Source organism: Pedobacter flavus, from assembly GCF_036324285.1.
Lineage (GTDB): Bacteria > Bacteroidota > Bacteroidia > Sphingobacteriales > Sphingobacteriaceae > Pedobacter > Pedobacter flavus.
This window is the reverse complement of the sequence record NZ_JAZDQU010000001.1, coordinates 842,629-864,509: the sequence shown is the minus strand read 5'-3', so window position 1 is coordinate 864,509 and position 21,881 is coordinate 842,629. Positions and strand designations below refer to the sequence as shown.

The 21,881-nt window shown below is 32.9% G+C and carries 17 protein-coding genes; 6 read left to right on the top strand and 11 right to left on the bottom strand.

Annotated features, from left to right (window positions below; translation table 11 throughout):
- Positions 1–164: 164 nt before the first annotated feature.
- A complete protein-coding gene (locus VRU49_RS04030; protein WP_330145499.1) occupies positions 165–746 on the bottom strand; it encodes a GIN domain-containing protein in 582 nt (193 codons plus the stop codon).
- Between the two features lie 240 nt (positions 747–986).
- Between VRU49_RS04030 and VRU49_RS04025 the strand changes: the two genes are divergently transcribed.
- Together VRU49_RS04025 and VRU49_RS04020 are read left to right on the top strand one after the other, a co-directional pair.
- Complete coding sequence (locus tag VRU49_RS04025; protein ID WP_330145498.1) at positions 987–3,884, top strand: DEAD/DEAH box helicase; 2,898 nt, start codon at positions 987–989, stop codon at positions 3,882–3,884.
- A gap of 50 nt (positions 3,885–3,934) precedes the next feature.
- Positions 3,935–4,240 carry a YgaP family membrane protein gene (locus VRU49_RS04020; RefSeq protein WP_330145497.1) on the top strand — a complete coding sequence of 102 codons (306 nt, stop codon included), beginning with the start codon at positions 3,935–3,937 and terminating at the stop codon, positions 4,238–4,240.
- On the opposite strand, the gene aat is transcribed toward VRU49_RS04020, so the two are convergent.
- Positions 4,229–4,858, bottom strand: a complete 630-nt coding sequence (gene aat / locus VRU49_RS04015) for a leucyl/phenylalanyl-tRNA--protein transferase (RefSeq protein WP_330145496.1) — start codon at positions 4,856–4,858, stop codon at positions 4,229–4,231. The genes VRU49_RS04020 and aat overlap by 12 nt on opposite strands.
- Before the next feature lie 8 nt (positions 4,859–4,866).
- The gene (locus tag VRU49_RS04010; protein WP_330145495.1) at positions 4,867–5,865 is read right to left on the bottom strand and encodes an App1 family protein phosphatidate phosphatase; all 999 of its coding nucleotides are present in this window, start codon (positions 5,863–5,865) and stop codon (positions 4,867–4,869) included.
- Between the two features lie 66 nt (positions 5,866–5,931).
- Here VRU49_RS04010 and VRU49_RS04005 point away from each other — a divergent pair, with 66 nt between their 5' ends.
- A complete protein-coding gene (locus VRU49_RS04005) occupies positions 5,932–6,816 on the top strand; it encodes a diacylglycerol/lipid kinase family protein (RefSeq protein WP_330145494.1) in 885 nt (294 codons plus the stop codon).
- Here the strand turns inward: VRU49_RS04005 and VRU49_RS04000 are convergent.
- The 8 genes from VRU49_RS04000 to VRU49_RS03965 all read right to left on the bottom strand — a co-directional run bounded on the left by VRU49_RS04000 (position 6,782) and on the right by VRU49_RS03965 (position 12,994).
- Positions 6,782–7,174, bottom strand: coding sequence for a hypothetical protein (locus VRU49_RS04000; RefSeq protein WP_330145493.1), 393 nt, complete (start codon positions 7,172–7,174; stop codon positions 6,782–6,784). The two genes, VRU49_RS04005 and VRU49_RS04000, sit on opposite strands and share 35 nt — an antisense overlap.
- A gap of 13 nt (positions 7,175–7,187) precedes the next feature.
- Complete coding sequence (gene trhA, locus VRU49_RS03995) at positions 7,188–7,829, bottom strand: PAQR family membrane homeostasis protein TrhA (RefSeq protein ID WP_330145492.1); 642 nt, start codon at positions 7,827–7,829, stop codon at positions 7,188–7,190.
- Positions 7,830–8,195: a 30S ribosome-binding factor RbfA gene (rbfA, locus tag VRU49_RS03990; protein WP_330145491.1), complete on the bottom strand. Its 366-nt coding sequence runs from the start codon at positions 8,193–8,195 to the stop codon at positions 7,830–7,832.
- Between the two features lie 36 nt (positions 8,196–8,231).
- Positions 8,232–9,419 carry a GTPase HflX gene (hflX, locus tag VRU49_RS03985; protein WP_330145490.1) on the bottom strand — a complete coding sequence of 396 codons (1,188 nt, stop codon included), beginning with the start codon at positions 9,417–9,419 and terminating at the stop codon, positions 8,232–8,234.
- Between the two features lie 32 nt (positions 9,420–9,451).
- Positions 9,452–10,243: an indole-3-glycerol phosphate synthase TrpC gene (gene trpC, locus VRU49_RS03980; RefSeq protein ID WP_330145489.1), complete on the bottom strand. Its 792-nt coding sequence runs from the start codon at positions 10,241–10,243 to the stop codon at positions 9,452–9,454.
- Positions 10,243–10,818, bottom strand: a complete 576-nt coding sequence (locus VRU49_RS03975; RefSeq protein WP_330145488.1) for an anthranilate synthase component II — start codon at positions 10,816–10,818, stop codon at positions 10,243–10,245. Before VRU49_RS03975 ends, trpC begins: the two co-directional genes overlap by 1 nt.
- A gap of 4 nt (positions 10,819–10,822) precedes the next feature.
- On the bottom strand, positions 10,823–12,211 hold the full coding sequence (locus tag VRU49_RS03970; RefSeq protein ID WP_330145487.1) for an anthranilate synthase component I family protein: 1,389 nt from the start codon (positions 12,209–12,211) through the stop codon (positions 10,823–10,825).
- A 348-nt stretch (positions 12,212–12,559) separates the two neighbouring features.
- Positions 12,560–12,994 carry a cytochrome B gene (locus tag VRU49_RS03965; RefSeq protein ID WP_330145486.1) on the bottom strand — a complete coding sequence of 145 codons (435 nt, stop codon included), beginning with the start codon at positions 12,992–12,994 and terminating at the stop codon, positions 12,560–12,562.
- 169 nt (positions 12,995–13,163) lie between these two features.
- Between VRU49_RS03965 and VRU49_RS03960 the strand changes: the two genes are divergently transcribed.
- The 3 genes from VRU49_RS03960 (at position 13,164) to VRU49_RS03950 (ending at position 20,855) form a co-directional block, all read left to right on the top strand.
- The gene (locus tag VRU49_RS03960) at positions 13,164–16,361 is read left to right on the top strand and encodes a TonB-dependent receptor (protein ID WP_330145485.1); all 3,198 of its coding nucleotides are present in this window, start codon (positions 13,164–13,166) and stop codon (positions 16,359–16,361) included.
- Positions 16,362–16,546: 185 nt separating this feature from the next.
- The gene (locus tag VRU49_RS03955) at positions 16,547–19,570 is read left to right on the top strand and encodes an amidohydrolase family protein (RefSeq protein ID WP_330145484.1); all 3,024 of its coding nucleotides are present in this window, start codon (positions 16,547–16,549) and stop codon (positions 19,568–19,570) included.
- Positions 19,563–20,855: an amidohydrolase family protein gene (locus tag VRU49_RS03950; protein ID WP_330145483.1), complete on the top strand. Its 1,293-nt coding sequence runs from the start codon at positions 19,563–19,565 to the stop codon at positions 20,853–20,855. The genes VRU49_RS03955 and VRU49_RS03950 overlap by 8 nt, the downstream gene beginning before the upstream one ends.
- Positions 20,856–21,881: the final 1,026 nt, after the last annotated feature.

The following is a 21,881-nucleotide window of genomic DNA, read 5'->3' as shown; positions in this document are numbered from 1 at the left end:
AGATTAAAATCTATTTAAATCACTAATAAATAGTGAGATAAATCTAAATAATTCACAATATATTTTATGTTTTATTTTTTCACTTTGGCTAAAATAATTTACATAAAAAAAGCCCCAATATTTCGGGGCTTAATCGGTTCTATTTGTGTGTTGATTAATTTCTTTTATAGTCTATTTAAAGCATAATATAATTTTTCTTGAGATTTGATTTGAGTATTCTCAGATGAGAATTTATCCATATTCAGAGTAGCGAAGCTAGACATCATTCCAAAATATTCATCAGAACTTCCTTTTAAAACAAGTTTCGATTGGTCATATACTTTTGTGGTTAACTTTACAACATCTACATCTATTTCTGCTGTTGATTTACCGCTTAAGTTTAATTCAAGTCCTAAGAAATAAACTTTATTATGAGTACTTACTTTTACATCTCCTGAGGCATTTATTTTTTGTAATTGAGCAACAGTTACCACTACCGCTAATTTTTCTTTTTGATAGGATGTGATGCGTAATTCATCGTCCTCTTTTTGCACTAAAGCATTATTTAAATAATAATCGCTGTATACAGAAACGCCTTCGTTTACTCCTTGAACTACAATTAATTCTACGTTTCCTGAAACATTTATCTTTTTAATATTTTTAATGGGTAAATTAACCACATTGCTAGATGCAAATGCTAAACTTGTGAATCCTAATACTAATGAAATTATAAATAATAGTACTAATGTTTTTTTTGAAGTTTTCATGGCTATTATATTTTTAAGTTTATTAAGTCCTATTTATCAGTTGGTTTTGTAAATAAGACTGTAACAGTTAGATAAAGTTGCAGGAGAATTTCATGTAATATACCACCGACAGCCAGTCCTCGACAAATCCCATATACTAATCGACCAACGACAAATCAAAAATTCATAAAAAGGAAGATAAAATTTATACAATTTATGTATGTTTATAGATTTTAAAGTCCATAGTTTTAGTTCCATACGATGCTGCGCGTTAATATATCAAAGCCTTATAAAATAGTTTACTCACTCTGTAAGCACGATTATTTTGGCTACATTATTGAACCTCACATCGTTCAACTCAATCCGCAGGGAGATTTTTCTTTAACCTATCAACGAATTTTCTCTCATACAGCGCTAGAATTTGCTAAAAATTTAAAGGAAGAAGATTTAAAAATCATAAAGATTTTAGATCAAATTGAACAGGATTATATCATAAAGAAATTTCACAAAAAGACAATTAGAGCTTTTGAATTCTTTACGAAACATTTCAACGATAAGTTTTTCGAAACTATTAGACCGTTTATTGAGTCAAAAATGGCTGAAGTTTTAGCCCTTTTGAAAACCAGAAATGATTTATATGTAATGGATAAAGATGGATGGCCTGCAGAACAAAAAATAGAATTTGCACAAGAACAGGCTACAATTTTATTTCATTTCCGAAAAAATGATGTAGAAACCAGGTATTTCCCAACCATTAAATATAAAGGTGTTAGGATAGAGTTTATGTTTAAAGATGCTCAAGTAATCAGCAATAAACCTGCATGGTTGTTATTAAACAATACATTATATTACTTCGACTCAAACTACGAAGGCAAAAAACTACAGCCATTTTTAAATAAACGATATATTACAATACCTAAATCAACAGAAATAGCTTATTTCGAAAAATTTGTTGGGCCATTAATAGAAAAATATCATGTATATGCAGAAGGCTTCGAAATAAAAACTGAAAAACATGATCCAATTGCTATTCTACAAGTTATAAATGCAGATAATGCAAATACACAGTTTCAATTGATTTTTAAGTACGGTGATCATCTATTTACCGCAGAAGAATTTCAAAAAGTTTCAGTTAGGTTCGAAAAAATAAACGATCAATACGTTTTTAAGAGAATAAAAAGAAATGTTGATTGGGAAGAAGAAAAACTAAATCAACTTTTAGATTTAGGGCTAAAAAAAGCCAGCTCACTCTTTAGCAACTTTGTTGTAAATACGCCAACTTCAGAACTTGATCATACTTATAAACAATTAGAATGGATTAATGAAAATATTGAAAGTTTAGAAAGCTTAAATTTTATAATCCAACAAGGAGAAAGTACAAAGAAATTTCACTTTGCTTCGAGTAAAATACATTTCGAAATTAGTGAACAAAATGATTGGTTTGATATAAATGCGATTGTATATTTTGGTAAATATGCTATCCCATTTTTATCGTTAAAACAACATATTTTAAAAAAGAAAAGAGAATATATTTTACCAGATGGAGAAATTGCCATTATTCCTGAAAAATGGTTTTCTCAATACAACTCCCTATTTAGTTTAAATGATGGAAATAAGTCGATAAAACTTAAAAAACACCATATTGGTTTGTTAAACGACTTAGCAGAAGACAGCATTGCCAATGTTACCTTAAATAGAAAACTAGAACGACTAAACGAGTTTGAAAAAATAGAAGAAGTATCAATGCCCAAAAACTTTAAAGGCGAACTTAGAAGTTACCAAAAAGCGGGCTACAATTGGTTTAGTTTTTTAAGAGAATACAATTTTGGAGGTTGTTTAGCAGATGATATGGGGTTAGGAAAGACAATCCAAACTTTAGCCATGCTTCAAAAACTTAAGGAAGAATCTGAACAGGCAAATACCAAAGCAACTTCTTTAATAATTATGCCTACGAGCTTAATTTATAATTGGTTGAATGAAGCTAAAAAATTCACCCCAGATTTAAAAATATTAAGACATACAGGAACATTTAGAGATAAAGACATTGAAAAGTTTATTAACTACGATATAGTAATTACCACCTATGGTATTACCAGAGTAGATGCTGAGCTTTTAAGTAGGTTTTATTTTAATTATATAATTTTAGATGAAAGCCAGAATATTAAAAATGCAAGCTCTAAATCATTTAAGGCTGTTAGATCTTTAAAATCTAAAAATAAACTTATATTAAGTGGTACACCTGTAGAAAACTCGGTTTCAGACTTATGGACTCAATTAACATTCTTAAATCCAGGACTATTAGGAACACAATCATTTTTTATTGAAGAGTACGTAAACGCTATTGAAAAAAGAAAAGATGAAGAGAAAGCGCGTAAACTTCAAGCCCTAATTAAACCCTTTATTTTACGAAGAACAAAGGAACAAGTAGCATCAGAACTTCCATCAAAAACTGAACAGATTTTCTATTGCGATATGAGTGAAGATCAAGCCGCTATTTATGAGAAAACAAAATCTGCATATCGTAACGACTTGCTAATTAGCTTGGATGATGGAACTTTTGCTAAAAAACAAGTCCAGCTATTACAAGGACTTACCGCGTTAAGGCAACTTGCAAATCACCCAGCTTTAATTGATAGTGAATATACTTCTGATAGCGGTAAATTTGAAAATGTGATATATACTTTAGAAAATGTTTTAAACGGAGGGCATAAAGTCTTAATATTCTCACAATTTGTAAAGCATTTATCTATTTTTAAACAATACTTCGAGAAAAACAACCTAGCCTTTGCCTATTTAGATGGGAATACAACCAACAGAGGCGATGTAGTTGCCGAATTCCAAAATAACGATAAAATAAAACTATTTTTAATTTCTATTAAGGCAGGAGGAGTTGGTTTAAATTTAACTCAGGCTGATTATGTTTTTATCCTAGATCCATGGTGGAATCCTGCAGTAGAACAGCAAGCTATTGACAGAACGCATAGAATTGGGCAAGAAAAAAAGGTCTTTATCTATAAGTTTATAGCTAAAGACACGGTAGAAGAAAAAATTCTTGCACTCCAGAACCGAAAGAAACGTTTAGCTAACAGTCTAATTACCACAGAAGAAAGTTTTATAAAATCTTTAAGCAAGGCCGATATACAAGAAATTTTAAATTAATTTTTAAAAGAATTATAAACTTTGTGATATTGCAATTGTTTATTTTTTATATGAATAATACAAATTATAGACCATTTAAAACCAACTGTATTGGCTTACAGAGAATTAAAAATATGGACAAGTCAGAAAAATTAGTTTCGATAGGCGCGGGCGCATTTATTTTAATAAAAGGATTAACAAATATTAAATCTAATCCGTTATTAGCTGTGGCGGAATTAGCTGTAGGTGGAGGGTTAATGGCTAGAGGATTATCTGGATATTGTCCAGTAAAAGAAATTATTGAAAACAATAATTTACAAACAGGCTATATGAAAGAAGCATTAAGTGAAGAGAATACAACTCCACTAGGCATCTAAAAACTTCTTAAATTCATTGTAATTGATTATCTCTGCTCCCATACTTATTAAATGATCATTAGGGATCTGACAATCTATTAGTTTAAAATTTAATTGTTTACATAAGTAAATTAATGCCATTTTAGATGCATTACTCTTCTTACTGAACATACTTTCGCCACAAAATACAGAATTAGAAATAACTCCATATAAGCCTCCAATTAGAACATCATTTTCCCATACTTCTATACTTAGGGCTTTACCTAACTGATTAAGATTTTTATAAGCATTAATCATATCATCTGTAATCCATGTTCCATCTTGGTCCTTACGTGGAACTTTACTGCAAGCTACGATAACCTCATTAAACGCTTTATTTACAGTTACTGCCCATTTTTTAGAATTAATAATGGTCTTCATAGATTTACTAATCTTTATTTTTTCAGGAAAAATAACACATCGTTCTGGCGGACAAAACCATAATATTGGTTCATCCTCACTAAACCAAGGAAAAATACCTAATGAATAAGCTTTAATTAGTCGATCTGCCGTTAAATCGCCTCCAATAGCCAATAAACCATCGTCATCAGCCAAACTTGGATCTGGAAATTCTAAGTCGTCATTTAATAAAAAGACCATCAACAAATTTATAAAAACAAGCCAATAGTTTTTGAATGCTCAATCGCCTCAAAGCTATTCTTATATAACAAAGCTGGGATATGATAAGCGTTAATTTTTTCGATATAATAAAGCGAGTCATTAATCTTAGATCTTCTAACATTTCTAATATAAACCGCTACTATATTTTGCCTATATTTTTGTGCTATTTCAGCATAAATTTGAGGATCCAATTGCGAATTATCACCAAAAAACACAAACTTCTGATTTGGAAAAGTATCTATAACCCTCATTATCCTTAATAATTTTCCTCTGTGTCCAGTCTTTCCTGTTTTTAAAAAATTACTTAATGTTTTTAAATTATTTAACAGAAAAGTACCCTCAGGTAATTCGTTATATCTGAACATTTCTTTTAAATATTCATATAAATTCCACTCACTACTACTAACATAAAAAAAGGGATTAGGCTGATCAATTGTGGTTTTTGCGAGGGCCAATTTTTTAAAATGTTCTTTAATGCCTGGGAATGATTTTCGAGTTCGCGGATGTTTAACAAATAACTCCCTTAATCTTTGTCCGATTTTAGAGGAATAACTAATCATTATCGTATCATCTATATCCGACACAATCCCAAGTTGAGTTATATGAGGCACATAAATATAGCCTTCACTTTCTGCTAAAATTTCCCCTTCACTATCTTCAATCCAACCATTAACTTTATGCAAACCGGCTTCTACATGCTGATTAGATGTCCATTGAAATTTGAGAAACCCATCGCGCTCTGATGTAGTTTTTATAATAAATCCATTAAAATTTAAAAAGACTTCTACAGCAGGAGCTGGTTTAACATTAAATATTTGATATAGGTACTTAATGTTTTTAAAGAAATTATTACTGTATTGCTGTTTAGCGACAGTATTTCCATTAAAAACATGCCCATATAAAACTAGGTTTTGGGTATGACCGTATCCGTGATAAAATTTTAAACTTAAAGTCTTATGAGCTGAAGATTTAAAAATATTAAACATTATAATTAAAACACCACAGCCATAAAGTTGTTTGTGATTGAAACAGAACCTTAATAAATCGGACTTATGAGTTTTTTATTTGTAATAAATTCCAGTTCTGGAAATTCAGAAATCAATTATAAACAAGAGATTGAAGAATATTTACAAACTAAGTCTGTAGAGTTCCAAATTTATGAACTACCAAATTCATTTGATAAGGAAGACCTAAAACAAGAAATCAAAAATTCGAATAAAGAAACAATTGTAGCTGTAGGCGGAGACGGCACAATAAAACTCATTGCTGAGCTTATTCATTCTACAGAAAAAATTTTGGGCATTATACCTGCTGGATCAGCAAATGGAATGGCAAAAGAGCTTAATATCCCGATCAACGACATTCCTTCATCAATAGATCTATTACTAAAAAATGAACCTATAAAAATCCACTTGGTAAAAGTAAACCAAGAAATATGTATTCATCTAGCAGATTTAGGATTTAATGCCTACCTAGTGAAAAAATTTGATACACTACCACAAAGAGGCATGTGGGGTTATTCAAAATCAGCTGTCCATGCTTTAATAAATCACGAAAAATTAAATGTTGAAATTGAAGTGGATGGAAAGTTTATAAAATCGCAAGCTGCCATGTTGGTAATCGCGAATGCCACCATGTACGGCACTGGCGTAAAAATAAATCCAGATGGCAAACTTGATGATGATTATTTCGAGTTAGTAGTCATTAAGAAATATTCCTATTTAGAAGTGTTAAAAATTTGGCTTACAAGGCTCCCCTTTAACCCTAAAAAGATTGAGGTGTTTCAAACGAAATCAGTAAAAATAACCTCGCTTAAGAAAGCGCATTTACAAGTGGATGGCGAATACTTAGGAAAAACGAATGAAGTTAAAGCAGTTATAATTCCAGACACATTAAATATAATTACTGGAAAACAAATTTATGATAACGGATTGTAAAATAGAGCCTTAAGAACTCAAATAAAACACATACACCCAATAAAAAATCGAACCAAAAATCTTCGAAATAACCAAATGCTTCTGGGAATAAAGTTACAAAACCAATAGAATAGATAAATAATATTAATCGTGCAGGAAATTGAATATAATAAGCAATATGCCCAATTTTTTTCATTTTAAATTGTCCAATACAGCTTAAAGAAATCAAGATAAACGTTAAAAATTGACCTACAATTCTGGGTTCAGAAATTAATGATGTAAACGTATAATCTGATTTATAATAGAACTGAAATTGCATGGCCAAAAACAAGAGGCAAATGGCATCTAAAACACTAAAAAACTTAAACAAATTTCTCATAGAAATCGTGTGATTATACTGCTTGAAAGATATATGCGGTATAAATATAATGTGATAATGCTCCAAAAATCACAAAGAAATGCCATAGTTCGTGACTATGTAAGAACTTTGAAAGTGGTCTGTCTTTGGCATAATACCATGTTCCCCAAATATAAAAAACTCCACCTGCTATAAGCCAAAGCACTGCTTCTAGAGGCAACACGGTTAACATTTTTTGAATTAAAGGCAAAATAAGACAGCCCATCAGTATGTAGATTAATACAGATAAACCTGTGCTTTTTAATTTGTTATTTATTTTCAGAAAACAACCCACAGTAGCTATAACCCAAACCAATGAAACCAATGCCCACCTTAACCATCCATCAAAAATTAATAAAGCGGTTGGCGTATAAGTACCAGCAATCATAAGGTATATACAACAATGATCAAATTTTTGCCAAAATCTTATCCCATATTCAGTTGTAGGAAAACCATGATAAATAGCACTTACACCAAACATAGAAAGCATACATAAAGTATAAATAATACATGCTGTAAATTCGAAAGGTGTACCAGAAAGCGTGAACAAATAATATCCTCCCGGAATTGATAATAACGCGGGAATAAAATGGGTTATAAAATTTACTGGCTCCCTTAAACTTTTTACTGCTAACATCTATTCTTCTTCTTTTCTTTCTTTAGCAATTTTATCAAAAATCTGGTCCATCCTTTGTACATACTCATTTGTATCATCAACAAAAAAGGTTAAAGTAGGAATTACCCTAGCCTGATGTCTAATTTTAGCACCAAGTTTATATCTAATTTCGTTGGCATGCGCATTTATTTGATTTACAGATAAAGCCGTATTTGTTGTATTTAAGAAACTTAAATACACCTTCGCTACCGCTAAATCTGGCGAAACCCTAACTTTTGTAATTGTAACTAAAGTATTTGGGAGATAAGCTGCTCCTTCTCTTTGAAATATTGAAGCTAACTCTTCTTGAATAACTCCAGCGAATTTTTGCTGTCTTTTACTTTCCATGATTTTTATTTTTTCTAAACTTAGGTTTAGAACTTTTCAATATAACAATTTGTCGTAAGGATAACGACTAATATGCTGTGCTTTTACTTTATCGTATAAAAGCTTTTTAAATTCTTCTATATTTTCCTTTTCTGTGGCCGATATAAAAATGGCAGGGGTTTGATGTGACATCCAGCTTTTTTTAAAATCTTGCAAAGTCATGGGTTGCGTTTCGTCTTCTTCATTTTCATCAACCGCAGGTACATACGCATCAATTTTATTAAATACCATTATGGTATCTTTATCGCGGGCACCCAAATCTTTCAAAGTTTCATTAACTGTAATTATTTGATCTTCGAAATTTGGATGTGATACATCTACCACATGGATTAAAATATCAGCTTCCCTAACTTCATCTAATGTCGATTTAAAACATTCCACTAAATGATGTGGAAGTTTTCTAATAAAACCAACCGTATCTGATAGGAGAAATGGTAAATTATCTATAACTACCTTTCTTACTGTAGTATCTAATGTTGCGAATAATTTATTTTCAGCGAAAACTTCAGATTTAGCCAACATATTTAAAATAGTGGATTTTCCCACATTGGTATATCCCACTAAAGCTACCCTAATTAGCTGTCCTCTGTTCTTTCTTTGCGTTTCGTTCTGACGATCAATACTGCTTAATCGCTCCTTTAACAAGGATATTTTTGTTAAAATAATCCTTCTATCTGTTTCTATTTGGGTTTCACCCGGACCACGCATTCCAATACCTCCCTTTTGTCGTTCAAGGTGCGTCCATAACCTGGTTAACCTAGGTAAAAGATATTGTAATTGAGCCAATTCAACCTGGGTTTTTGCTTGAGCTGTTTGTGCTCTACGAGCAAAAATATCTAGGATTAAATTACTCCTGTCTAATATTTTAACTTTTAAAACGTTTTCAATATTTCTTAATTGAGAAGGCGAAAGTTCATCATCAAAAACTACTATATCAATTTCCTCACTCTGAACATATGCTGCAATTTCTTCCAGTTTACCTGTACCAACAAATGTAGAGCGCTCAGGCTTTTGCATCTTTTGGGTAAAACGCTTTTCTACAATCCCTCCAGCAGTTTCCACAAGAAAAGAAAGCTCGTCTAAATATTCCTTAGTCTGGTCTTCCCGTTCCCCTGGCACTACAACCCCTACTAATACAGCCCTTTCTGGCTTAATTGCAGTATCATAAAATTTCTTTTTTCCCATCTAATTACAAAGATACAAAGTTAAATATTTGGTCAGCCTTTTAATTCGTCAACAAATTGTTTAAATGCTCTTTCAGGAGATTTCTCCTTCATAAAGCATTCGCCTATTAAAAACCCATTATACCCTAATTCTTTTAAGCTTTTTATGGTGTCAACAGACGAAATCCCACTTTCCGAAATACGTAAATAGGCTGGATTTATTTTTTCATATAATTTAATCGATGTATTAACATCGACCTTAAAATCTTTAAGATTTCTATTATTTACCCCAATAATATTGATTGAATTAATTAAATTTTTTGGCAATTCATCCTCATTATGAATTTCTAATAAAACAGACAAACCCAAATTTTGTGCTAATTCTGCATAATTTTCTATTTCATACTCAGTTAAAACCGCAGTAATTAATAAAATTACATCTGCGCCCCAAGCTTTAGACTCATAAATTTGATAAGGATCTACAATAAAATCCTTTCTTAATAAAGGCAAATTTGTTAAAGATCTAGCTTTAATTAAATCTTGACTTGAACCACCAAAAAATTGATGATCAGTTAAAACCGAGATTCCTGACGCACCAAATGTATCATAAGCCCTTATAACCGTTTCTAAGGAAGCATTGCCATTTATTGAGCCCAATGAAGGCGAGCTTCTTTTAAATTCCGAAATAATGCCCGTTTTAGTTTCATCTAATAAACTAGAATTAATTGAATTGGTTGATCTACCATAATATTGAAAATCTTTCAACTTTTCTATAGGTAAGTCCTTTTTAGAAAATTCTACTTCTACCCTTTTTCGATCAACAATTTCCTCTAATATATTTTTCATTAGTTTCCTTCTATCCAATTTTTAATCATCAATTTTCCATATTCAGTTAAAACACTTTCTGGATGAAACTGAACACCCACTAAATCGTATTCCTTATGCCTAATTGCCATCACTTCATTCTGTTTATCAATTGCAATTACCTTAAAACAATCAGGAACATTATTTTTATTTACCACCCAACTATGATACCTTCCTGCTTTTAACGTTTCAGGACAACCTTTAAAAAGAGGATCATTAGTTTCAACAGAAATGTCTGTCGCAACACCATGTAAAGGCTCTGGCAAATTATAAAGCTTGCCACCAAATACCTCTGCCATTGCTTGTTGCCCTAAACACACACCCATTATAGAAGTTTTTCCGGCATATTCCTTTATAACTTCTATTAATTTTCCTGCTTCGGATGGTATTCCTGGTCCGGGTGACAACAAAATTTTGGTATAGTCTTTTAAATCTTCTAATTCAAACTTATCATTCCTTTTTACATCTACATCATATCCGCACTCATGAATTAGATGAACCAAATTATAAGTGAAACTATCGTAATTATCTACTATTAAAATTTTTGAGCTCTTCATATTCTTATAAATTAGTAGCCATTTTAATTGCCTTTCTAAGCGCTGCAATTTTATTATTTACTTCTGCTAATTCTGATTCGGGATTAGATTGAAAAACTATTCCTGCACCCGCTCTATAATGAAGTTTATTTTCCTTACTCATAAAAGTCCTAATCATTATTGCGTGAAGAAATTCATCATTAAATCCCATAAAACCTATTGCACCAGCATAAAAACGCCTATTGGTTTTTTCATATTTATTTAACAACTCTATTGCCTTTAATTTTGGGGCTCCACTTAGCGTTCCTGCCGGATAAGATTGTGTAACTACATCGAAAATTTTAGCTTCAGGATTTAATTCTCCACTAATATGAGACACTAAATGGATTAAATGCGAATAAAACTGAATTTTTTTAAATGATTTTACCTCGACATTAAAACAATTTCTACTTAAATCATTCCTCGCCAAATCTACCAACATAACATGCTCAGCACTTTCTTTCTCATCGTTTAGTAGTTTTTCTGCCATTATCGCATCCTCTTTATCATTTCCTGTTCGTTTAAAAGTACCAGCAATGGGAAATAAATTGGCTTCCTTATTTTTTATTGAAATTTGAGCTTCAGGAGATGACCCAAAAAGTTTAAAATCTCCATAATCAAAATAAAATAAATAAGGCGATGGATTAATAGACCTTAAGCATCTATAAACATTAAACTCATCCCCCTTAAAACTTTGAGAAAAACTAATCGAGGGCACAATTTGAAACACATCTCCTCTCGAAATATGCGCCTTCATTTTTAAAACTAGCTTTTTAAAATCTTCGTCATCCATATCAGATTCTTCTGAACCAACCACAGAAAATTTGAAATTACTATAACTACGATCCTGAATAAGATTAATTATATCATTTAACTCATCCTTTTCATCGCTATTTGAGCGATTTTGAAACACTCTTAATTCATTCTTAAAATGATCTACAACAATAACAAATGCATATAAATGATATTGCATAATTGGGATTGTATTATTTGATATATCAATATTTACATCCTCAGTAAACTTTAAAATATTCCAATTAAAATAACCAAACAGGCCATTATTTTGAAGATTTGGCGTTGTAGTTTCTTCTACTTGAAACTTATCTTTAAATAGCTGAATAGATTCTGAAATATTAAAATGATTTAAACTTTCTGTAGCACCATCTGGAAAATAAGAACACAAAGTATTGTTGTTTAATTTTATACCAGCAATAGGCTTACAGCAAATATAACTTAGCGAATTTTCCTTACTATGATAATCAGAGCTTTCTAATAGAATTGAGTTTGGATAAAGATCCCTTAACCTCAAATAAATACTCACTGGAGTAGTTGTATCGGCTAAAATCTTTTTAGAGATGGATTCTATTTTATACATTTTAAATATTTTAAAAACGCAGACCAACCATCAAATTTTAGAACATAAAAAAACCCGACGTGTGGTTCTGCGCCGGGTTATAATTATAAAAGTTTAGTTTAGTTAAAAATCAAATTATAGAGCAAAGCGCATTCCCAAAAATTGGATACGCCACTGCCAGGTATGTAGTTGAATTTTAAACATCGAATCGCAAATGTATATAAAAGTTTAATTAATCAAAATTTTTTTGCAAACTTCTACGAAAAGACAATTAATTTTTAAAAAATAAAAACATTTACAAAAGTCAGTAAATAAAAAAACGTATTAACAGTAATACCATTAATACGTTTTTTATAAAACTAAAGGAATTTATTTTGTAGTACCAAAAAACGTTCTCGATGGATCAACCATGGTCATGGTATAAATTGCCATTATAACTACAATTAGAGCTAAACCAAAATATAAAGCAGCGCTTCTGTGTCTATTATCGTCATTACCTTTCTTACTTCTTGCATTACCAATTGTAACCATAACTGCGGCTACAATCATAAGGCCAATATGCTCCATTTTCCAATATCTAATTCCTGCCTCTACCAACGGACTCAAGAAATACAGTACTAATCCAATTAGGATTTGAATATGCATTGAAATCAAAGTAAAAAGATTAATTTTTTTACTCGTTGCAGAAAATGGCTTTTTGCCAATCCAGTTTATTAAAGCACTTAAAAAGGCTATTACCAACATGGCAAACACAATGTATCTCCAACCGGAGTGTGCCATTCTTAAAATCTGGTATAAATTCATATTGATTTTTTTATTTCAAAAATAGGAATTAAAACTTAATTAGGAAATTTTCCACCCCCCTTAACCTTAGCTTAACTATACTCTGTAAAATTAAACATTATCATAATACAAAGTACAAACAGGCTTAATTTCCCTCAAATAGCTTTGCGAGCAAAACAAAAAAATAATTATGAAGAAATTTCTCCTTTATCTTCCCATTTTTTCCTTGTTGTTTTTATGCATCGCAAAAAGTAATGCACAAACCACACAGGCATCAATTTCTGGGATTATCACCGATGAACAAAAACAATCAATTGTCGGTGCAACTGTTTTAGTTAAAAATACCTCAACTGGATTTACAACTAGAACCAATACCAATGCTATGGGCGAATATACTTTTAAGGAACTTCCTTTAGGTGGTCCATATACCGTTCAAGCAACTTATACAGGTTTAGGCGAACAAGTTAGAACTGGGTTTTTATTAAACTTAGGTGATGTAGTAAAAGTAAACATCACTATGTTATCTAGTGCGCAACAAATAGATGTTATAGAAATTTCGGGTTCAAGCTTAAGAAATAAAGCGCAAACATTTGGTGCTTCTACCGAAATTTCGGCTAGAACCATGACGCAACTTCCAGTAAACGGACGTAACTTCTCTACATTAATGGATTTATCTCCACTAAGTAGAGGTGGTGGTATTTCTGGACAATTAGGCTCTTCAACCAACTACACCATTGATGGTATGTCGGCTAAAAACCCTACCTCGGCAGGTAGTACAACAAGTAGAAGTGGTGCTCCCTATTCAATCTCAATTGAAGCTGTTAGAGAATTTAAAGTGGTAACTAACCAATACGATGTTACGCTTGGAAGAGCTGGTGGCGGTACAATTACTGCTGTTACAAAGGCTGGAACAAACGAAATTACTGGTAGTGCATTTTCTTATGGCCGTGCCGATTGGTTAGCTAGTCCGTACGATATTAGAGGTGTAAAACGTGATGTAGATTACTCTACATATCAATATGGATTTACCTTAGGTGGACCTATTGTTAAAGATAAATTACATTATTTTATTGGCTGGGATCACCAAAAAGATGCTAGACCATTAATTATTGCTGATGTTAAAAGCGCGGCCGATGAATCAAGATTTAACATCACTAATGCTACCCTAAATAATTTCTTTTCTATTGCACAAAACAAATATGGCGTAGCAAACTCTCCTCAATTTGGATCATTCAATAAAAAAAGAGGTTCTGATGCTGCTTTCTTACGTTTAGATTATCAGATTAATGAGAAAAACTTATTAACGTTACGTAATAATTATACAAACGATAGAAACCCCTTAGGCTTAGGCGATAATACTTCTATTAATGCATTTGAAAGTTATGGAAACGATAAAAACGTTGATAATAGCTTACTTGCTACATTAAGAACCACTATTAATAGCAAATTAACCAATGAGTTAAAAGTTCAACACCTTTACACTTATCAAGCAAGTACTCAAAACGATCAATTAGGCTTTTCTATTCCAAGAGCTATTGTTAGTAATATAACTTCTGTTTTATCGGATGGAACAACTAAATCTACAGCTATACAAATTGGTGGGCATAGATTTGCACAAGAAGGGTTTACAAACAACGTATTTCAATTAGTAAACAACCTTTATTACAATACTGATAAAGTAAAATATACTTTTGGTGTAGACGCTATGTACACACATGCTACATCGTTATACGGAAGTGAAGTAAACGGCCGTTTCGAATTTACCAATAGTGGAAGTGGCGCAACTGCACAAACTTCATTACAAAACTTTAACAACCTAATTCCGAATAGATTTTACCGTGAAGTGCCATTAGTAGACGACCCAACTGTTAAAGCAGGTATTTGGAATGTTGCGCTTTATGGTCAAATGCAAACCAAATTAGGTTACGGATTAGACTTTACAGGTGGATTAAGATTAGATTATAGTAAATATCCTAAATCTCCTTTAAACGAAACTTTATATCAGGCTATTGGTGTCAGAACAGATCACGATTTATCTCAAATGTTATTACAACCACGTGTTCAATTTAACTGGGATATCAACGAAAAACATACCGATTACATTAGATTTGGCGCTGGTATATTTGGTTCAGACATAAACAACTATGTAACCATAAACAACTTAACATTTGATGGTAAACATTTAGCTACTGTTGATGTTTTTGGAGCTGATGTTCCTACGCCTAACTTTATTGGTTATAGAAATGGAACTGCAAGTGCACCTACTTTAGCAGCTTACCAACTACCTACCATCAACACTTATGCTGAAGACGCAAAAATTCCGGTAATTTATAAAGCTAACCTTTCTTATAATAAACTTATTGGTAGCAATTTTAGAGTTGGAATTACAGGTTATGCAACCTTAGGTAGAAACAACTATATGTATGTTGACAGAAATATGGTAGCTAATCCGTTTTTCACTTTAACTAACGAAGGAAACCGTAATGTTTATGTACCAAGTATAGCTGCAAACGGAACTTCTGATTGGAAAAATGGTAGATTAACAAATCAATTTGGTAGAGTATTAGAATTAAATAGCAAAGGAAAAGTAAACCAATTTGCGGTTGTTTTAGATGCTACTTGGAAGTACTTTAAAGATGGAGAAATTACAGCAAGCTACACTTACAATGACACGAAAGATAATACCTCTTTTAATGGAAACGTAGCTAACTCTGCAACTTTATCATTATTAGTTAAAGACGACCCGAGAGATTTAAGCAACATGACTTATTCTGATAATCAATTCCGTAATAAAGTAGTAATTTACGGTACATTACCAACATTTGCTGGCGTAAAAGTAGGTGTTCGTTATTCAGGAATGGGAGGCACGCGTTATAGTTTAACTTCAGGTGCTAATAACAACGGAGATTTCGTTGCATCTAACGACTTGGCCTATATTTTCAACAGAAATGATGCTTCGGTTCCTGCTAATATTCGTACTGGCTTACAAAACTTATTAGACAATCCATTAGCGAGTCAAAGCATTAAAGACTATATTTTAAAATATGAAGGAACCATAGCTGAACGTAACGGTGGAGTTAATAGTTTCTTTGGAGTAGTTGATTTAAGAATTGCTAAGAAATTTAAAATGGTAGGTAAACATGAAATTGAATTATCTGCAGACGTATTTAACTTTGGTAACTTACTAAACAAAAAGTGGGGTGTTACTAAAAACTTAGGTTCGCAAGCTTTATATGCATTAGGTGTTCCTGCAAGTGGTGGAAGTCCGGCTCTTCCGAACTACGACACTGTAAATAAAAAATTCAATTACAGAGTTAACAATTCGGGTGTAGTTAACCCATCAGGTAACCCATACCAGTTTCAAATTGGATTACGTTACGGATTCTAAATCTCAAAAACATTGAATAAAAAATGGCATCTTATTAAGTTAAGATGCCATTTTTATTTTAAAACAAAATACTAATTCCTAAAAGTAGAAACGCCTAATTTACAATCATGTAAAATAAAAGTTATATTAAATTAATATCCGTAAAATTTTCAATAGATTTAGAAGACAAATCAAAATTAAACTATATGAAGAAAACTTTACTGTCGCTTGCGTTGGTATTTTCTACTGTATGTACAATGGCACAAGACACTTATCCAGTAAATGGCACATATGACGTGCGTCCTGGAAATTTTGCCTTTACAAATGCACATATCGTAGTAAATGCGAATCAAACGATTCAGAATGGTACACTTTTAGTAAAAGGCCAAACCATTGAATCGGTTGGTACGGGCACTGCAATTCCAAAGGGATATGTGGTAATAGACTTAAAAGGAAAATACATTTATCCATCGTTGGTAGATGCATTTACAACTTATGGCATACCTGAGGCTGCTCGTGCTGCAGGAGGCTTCGGAGGAAACCGTGCTACGGTTTACACTTCAACTAAAAAAGGACCTTACAACTGGAACGAAGCTATTCGCCCAGAAACAGAGGTTAAAAGTATTTTTACATCAGACACAAGAAAAGCTGCAGACTTAAGAAGTGTAGGTTTTGGAAGTGTAAATGTAATCAACAGAGATGGAATTGCTCGAGGAACATCTGCCGCAGTTACTTTAAATGATGGAAAAGAGAATAACCTTTTCTTAAATCAGCAAACCGCAGCTAATTATTCATTTAGCAAAGGAACATCTTCTAACAGTTATCCATCATCATTAATGGGTACTATCGCGCTTTTACGCCAAACCTATTTAGATGCTCAATGGTACACTAAACAAAATACCGAGTTTAATATTTCTTTAGAGGAGTTTAACAAACAGCAATCGCTTCCACAATTATTTGAAGCAGACGGCTGGATGAACATCTTGCGCGTTGATAAAATTGCAAAAGAATTTGGCAAACAATACATCATCAAATCTAATGGAGATGAATATCAACGAATTAATGAAGTTAAGGCAACAGGTGCAAGTTTAATTATTCCAGTTAATTTCCCTAAAGCTTATGAAGTAGAGGATCCAGTTGATGCTAGAAACATCACTCTTCCGATGTTAAAACATTGGGAAATGGCACCAACCAATCCTGGCAAACTAGAAAAAGCAGGTGTACGCTTTGCTTTAACCAGTTTTGGATTGGAAAGTCCGCGCGATTTCTGGACTAATATTAGAACTGCCATTGAGAATGGATTATCTGAAAAACAAGCTTTACTTTCAATCACAGAAATACCAGCAGCAATGTTGGGTATCTCTAACAAAGTTGGAACAATAGAAAAAGGCAAATTAGCTAACTTCATTATCTCTTCAGACAATTTATTTAAATCATCAAACATCATTTTCGAAAACTGGGTTCAAGGTAGCAGATATATTGTTAATAAAATGGACGTAGTAGATTTACGTGGTACTTATGCATTAAACATGGATGGTGCTGGTTCATTGACATTAAAAATTGCTGGAACAAATGGTGGATCTAGTGCAACTATTGAGCGTAGTGGAGCGGATAGCTTAAAAACTACAGCTAGTTTTACACGTAGTGGCGACTGGGTAACAATTGGTTTTACTTCTAAAAACCGTCCAAATGGTAGCGTAAAATTAAGCGGTTATGTAACAGGTATTAATCCATTAACCTTTTCGGGTGATATTGATTTAAACTCTACTTCTTCTGGCGCATGGTCGGCGAAATTAACCGAAGCATTTAAAGAGCCTGCAAAAAGAGAAGAACCAAGACCTGCAATGGCAACAACTGGCAACTTAATTTTCCCATTCACAGCATTTGGTAACGAACAAATTCCAACTTCCGAAAATGTATTGTTAAAAAATGGTACAGTTTGGACAAATGAGAAAGATGGAATCTTAAAAAATGCTGATGTATTAATAGAAAACGGAAAAATTAAAGCCGTAGGTAAAAATTTAAACGCCGGAAATGCTAAAGTTATTGATGCTACTGGTAAACATATTACACCAGGTATTATTGATGAGCACTCACACATTGCATTAAATGGTACAAACGAAGGAGCTCAAGCTGTTTCATCTGAAGTGAGAATGGGTGATGTAGTTAACTCTGAGGACGTAAATATTTACCGTCAATTAGCTGGTGGAGTAACTACTTCTCAACTTTTACATGGTTCTGCAAATCCTATTGGTGGACAATCTGTATTAATTAAAACACGTTGGGGTAAAAACCCGGATGAGCTGAAATTTGCAGGTGCGGATGGCTTTATTAAGTTTGCATTAGGAGAAAACGTTAAACAAAGTAATTTTGGTGACGGATCTAGATTCCCAGTGACCAGAATGGGTGTTGAACAAGTATTTGTTGATGCATTTACCAGAGCTAAAGAATATCAAAAAGCATTAGCTGTAAAAGGAAACAATGTTCGTAGAGATTTAGAATTAGATGCTTTAGTTGAGATTTTAAATAACGAGCGTTTCATTACTTGTCACTCTTATGTACAAAGCGAAATTAACATGCTTATACATGTTGCTAACGACTTAGGTTTCAAAATTAACACCTTTACGCACATTTTAGAGGGCTATAAAGTGGCTGATAAAATGAAAGAGAACAACATTGCCGGTTCTACATTTGCTGATTGGTGGGCATATAAAATGGAAGTTCAAGAAGCAATTCCTTATAATGGTAAAATTATGCATAACGTAGGTGTTACTACTGCCTTTAACTCAGATGATGCAGAAATGGCAAGACGCCTTAACCAAGAAGCAGGAAAAGCGGTTATGTATGGTAAAGTATCAGAAGAAGATGCATTAAAATTTGTAACATTAAACCCGGCAAAAATGCTTCATATCGACAACAAAGTTGGAAGCTTAAAAGCTGGAAAAGATGCAGACGTAGTTCTTTGGTCAGCACATCCACTATCAATTTATGCTAAAGCAGAAAAAACATTTGTAGATGGGGTAGCTTACTGGGATTTAGAAAGAGACGCAGTAGCGCAACAAAATTTAGCTAAAGAAAAAGCTAGATTAATTCAAAAAATGCTTGACAGCAAAAACCGTGGTGCGCGTACACAACGTGCGGTAGTTGAAACACCAAGAATATTTAACTGCGAATCTTTAGATGAACATTTTGAAGTTTCAGCAATGGAAGGAGAACACGCTCATGAATAAATTTTTAATTGCTACTTGCTTAGTTGCTTCATTAAGTACCCAAGCATTTAGCCAAGCAAACATATATCCGGCAAAACCGCAAGACAAAAAAATAGTCCTTTTAGGAGGTACTGTACATGTTGGAAACGGACAGGTTATTTCTAATGGTTATGTAACCTTCGAAAAAGGTAAAATAACTGGTGTTGGGGATGCTACAACAGTTAAATTCAGTAATACAGATGCTACCATTCATAATTTAAATGGCAAGCATGTTTACCCTGGATTTATTGCTCCAAATACCAATTTAGGATTATCTGAATTTGAATCAGTAAAAGCAACTTTAGATTTTAGAGAAATTGGACAATATAATCCACATATTCGTTCTATTATTGCTTATAATACCGATTCAAAAGTTCCACCTACTTTACGTTCAAACGGTGTATTAATGGCACTTATCGTACCTCAGGGTGGTGTAATTAGTGGTAGTTCTACTGCTGTTCAATTAGACGCTTGGAATTGGGAAGATGCGGCTGTTAAAACAGATTTAGGTATCCATGTTAACTGGCCAGTAACACCTAGATTTAGAGGTGCGATGGGCGGTGGTGCAGCTGGAGGGAACAATAATACAGCTAACGCAATTTCTGAGTTAGAGCGATTCTTTATTGAAGCAAAATCTTATAACGAAGTACCACAAGCTGTTACAAATGCAAGATTTGCTGGAATGAAAAAATTGTTCGATGGAACAGCTAAATTATTTATGCATGTAAACTTGCAAAAAGATATAGTTGCCGCAGTTAATTTTGCAAAGCGTTTTAATATTACTCCAGTAATTGTTGGAGGATCTGAAGCATCTTATGTTGCTAGCTTCTTAAAGGAACAGAATGTACCTGTGATTATAAATCAGCCGCATTCATTGCCTACTAGTGTAGATCAGGATGTAAACTTTCCTTATAAAAATGCTTCTATACTTAATAAGGCAGGCGTAATGGTTGCAATTAGTATCGATGGATATTGGGAGCAAAGAAACCTTCCATTTATGGCAGGAACAGCTTCTACATGGGGTATGAGTAAGGAAGATGCTTTAAAAACTATTACTTCTAATACAGCTAAAATTATAGGTATTGATAATATCGCTGGTTCTATTGAAGTTGGAAAAGATGCAACTTTATTTATTTCAGGTGGTGATGCATTAGATATGATTACCAATTCTATTGAAAAAGCTTTTATTCAAGGTAGAGATATTGATTTAGATAATCTACATAAACAATTAGATAAAAGATTCAGTCAGAAATACGGAATAAAATAGGCTCTATTTAAATCCTAATAATAACATAAAATGCCCCCAAGATTTAAAAATTTTGGGGGCATTTTTAATTGGTGGAAGTTGGGAGAGTCGGGAAAGTCGGGAAAGTCCGAAAGTTTAGTAAAGTCTGAAAGACAGAGTGGTTAAGCTCTTTCATTGAGTCATTTTTATGAGAGAATATCCTGTCTTCCGCACTCCTAGCCCCCCTGCTGACGGGCATTATAAAATTTCCGTTAAAAAATTGGGGTTCACGAAAGTATTCTATCAGAAAAAGCTGTTTGAGTGCAGTGCAACAAGCGAGTTCTTTTTCTGTAGAAGGCTTAACCCAATTTTTAGGTAATTTTATGAAGCCCTTGATTTTTTGTTGCTTTTTTATCAAGAAAAAAGCAAATGCCAACCGGCGGCACAGAGCCGGGGCAAGCCTTGCGCTAGCAAAGTATCGGGCAACAATTTCTTCATACTGTTGGGAGAGTCGGGATAGTCCGAAAGGTTAGTAAATTCCGAAAGATAGAGCGGTTAAGGTATTTCCTTAATCCATATCAGAAGAATATCTCTTCTTTCCGACTTCCGGATTCCAGTCTTTCGGACTTTTGGTCTTCCCATCTTTCCGACTCTCTTTAGCTGTAGGGGAAGGAATCGAACCTTCAAGGAGTAGTTACATCTAATTACTCAGATCTTCCTATTATTCTCCGCCACCGGGACAAGGAGGTGTGTCTGCCTGTTTCACCACCCTACATTTTATGTTTTTAGTACAGAGTCGTCAGTCGTCGGTCTTTAGACTAGTGTGCTAAACTAAACGCTCGACTGTTGAGCAGTGACTATGCCCCTAGACTAACTACCAACTACTGTCTACCGTCTACCGTCTACTCTCTTTTCTCGTGTGTTAAAACGTTCGGTCAATGCTAACCTTTTCATTAACCTTATAGTACAAAGGTAAATAGATTGCTAATTATTTACAAATTATTTATTCATTTTATATAATTATTATAAATTTAATAATTATTTTTACAAAACTTTATAAAATCTTAA

What these genes read in the sequence shown, in the direction of transcription:
- rbfA (WP_330145491.1), bottom strand. Translation starts at nt 8,195, where the DNA reads ATGGAAAGTAAAAGACAGCAAAAATTCGCTGGAGTTATTCAAGAAGAG.
- VRU49_RS04030 (WP_330145499.1), bottom strand. Translation starts at nt 746, where the DNA reads ATGAAAACTTCAAAAAAAACATTAGTACTATTATTTATAATTTCATTA.
- VRU49_RS03955 (WP_330145484.1), top strand. Translation starts at nt 16,547, where the DNA reads ATGAAGAAAACTTTACTGTCGCTTGCGTTGGTATTTTCTACTGTATGT.
- VRU49_RS03965 (WP_330145486.1), bottom strand. Translation starts at nt 12,994, where the DNA reads ATGAATTTATACCAGATTTTAAGAATGGCACACTCCGGTTGGAGATAC.
- VRU49_RS04025 (WP_330145498.1), top strand. Translation starts at nt 987, where the DNA reads ATGCTGCGCGTTAATATATCAAAGCCTTATAAAATAGTTTACTCACTC.
- VRU49_RS04020 (WP_330145497.1), top strand. Translation starts at nt 3,935, where the DNA reads ATGAATAATACAAATTATAGACCATTTAAAACCAACTGTATTGGCTTA.
- VRU49_RS03960 (WP_330145485.1), top strand. Translation starts at nt 13,164, where the DNA reads ATGAAGAAATTTCTCCTTTATCTTCCCATTTTTTCCTTGTTGTTTTTA.
- trhA (WP_330145492.1), bottom strand. Translation starts at nt 7,829, where the DNA reads ATGTTAGCAGTAAAAAGTTTAAGGGAGCCAGTAAATTTTATAACCCAT.
- hflX (WP_330145490.1), bottom strand. Translation starts at nt 9,419, where the DNA reads ATGGGAAAAAAGAAATTTTATGATACTGCAATTAAGCCAGAAAGGGCT.
- aat (WP_330145496.1), bottom strand. Translation starts at nt 4,858, where the DNA reads ATGGTCTTTTTATTAAATGACGACTTAGAATTTCCAGATCCAAGTTTG.
- VRU49_RS04005 (WP_330145494.1), top strand. Translation starts at nt 5,932, where the DNA reads ATGAGTTTTTTATTTGTAATAAATTCCAGTTCTGGAAATTCAGAAATC.
- VRU49_RS04010 (WP_330145495.1), bottom strand. Translation starts at nt 5,865, where the DNA reads ATGTTTAATATTTTTAAATCTTCAGCTCATAAGACTTTAAGTTTAAAA.
- trpC (WP_330145489.1), bottom strand. Translation starts at nt 10,243, where the DNA reads ATGAAAAATATATTAGAGGAAATTGTTGATCGAAAAAGGGTAGAAGTA.
- VRU49_RS03975 (WP_330145488.1), bottom strand. Translation starts at nt 10,818, where the DNA reads ATGAAGAGCTCAAAAATTTTAATAGTAGATAATTACGATAGTTTCACT.
- VRU49_RS04000 (WP_330145493.1), bottom strand. Translation starts at nt 7,174, where the DNA reads ATGAGAAATTTGTTTAAGTTTTTTAGTGTTTTAGATGCCATTTGCCTC.
- VRU49_RS03970 (WP_330145487.1), bottom strand. Translation starts at nt 12,211, where the DNA reads ATGTATAAAATAGAATCCATCTCTAAAAAGATTTTAGCCGATACAACT.
- VRU49_RS03950 (WP_330145483.1), top strand. Translation starts at nt 19,563, where the DNA reads ATGAATAAATTTTTAATTGCTACTTGCTTAGTTGCTTCATTAAGTACC.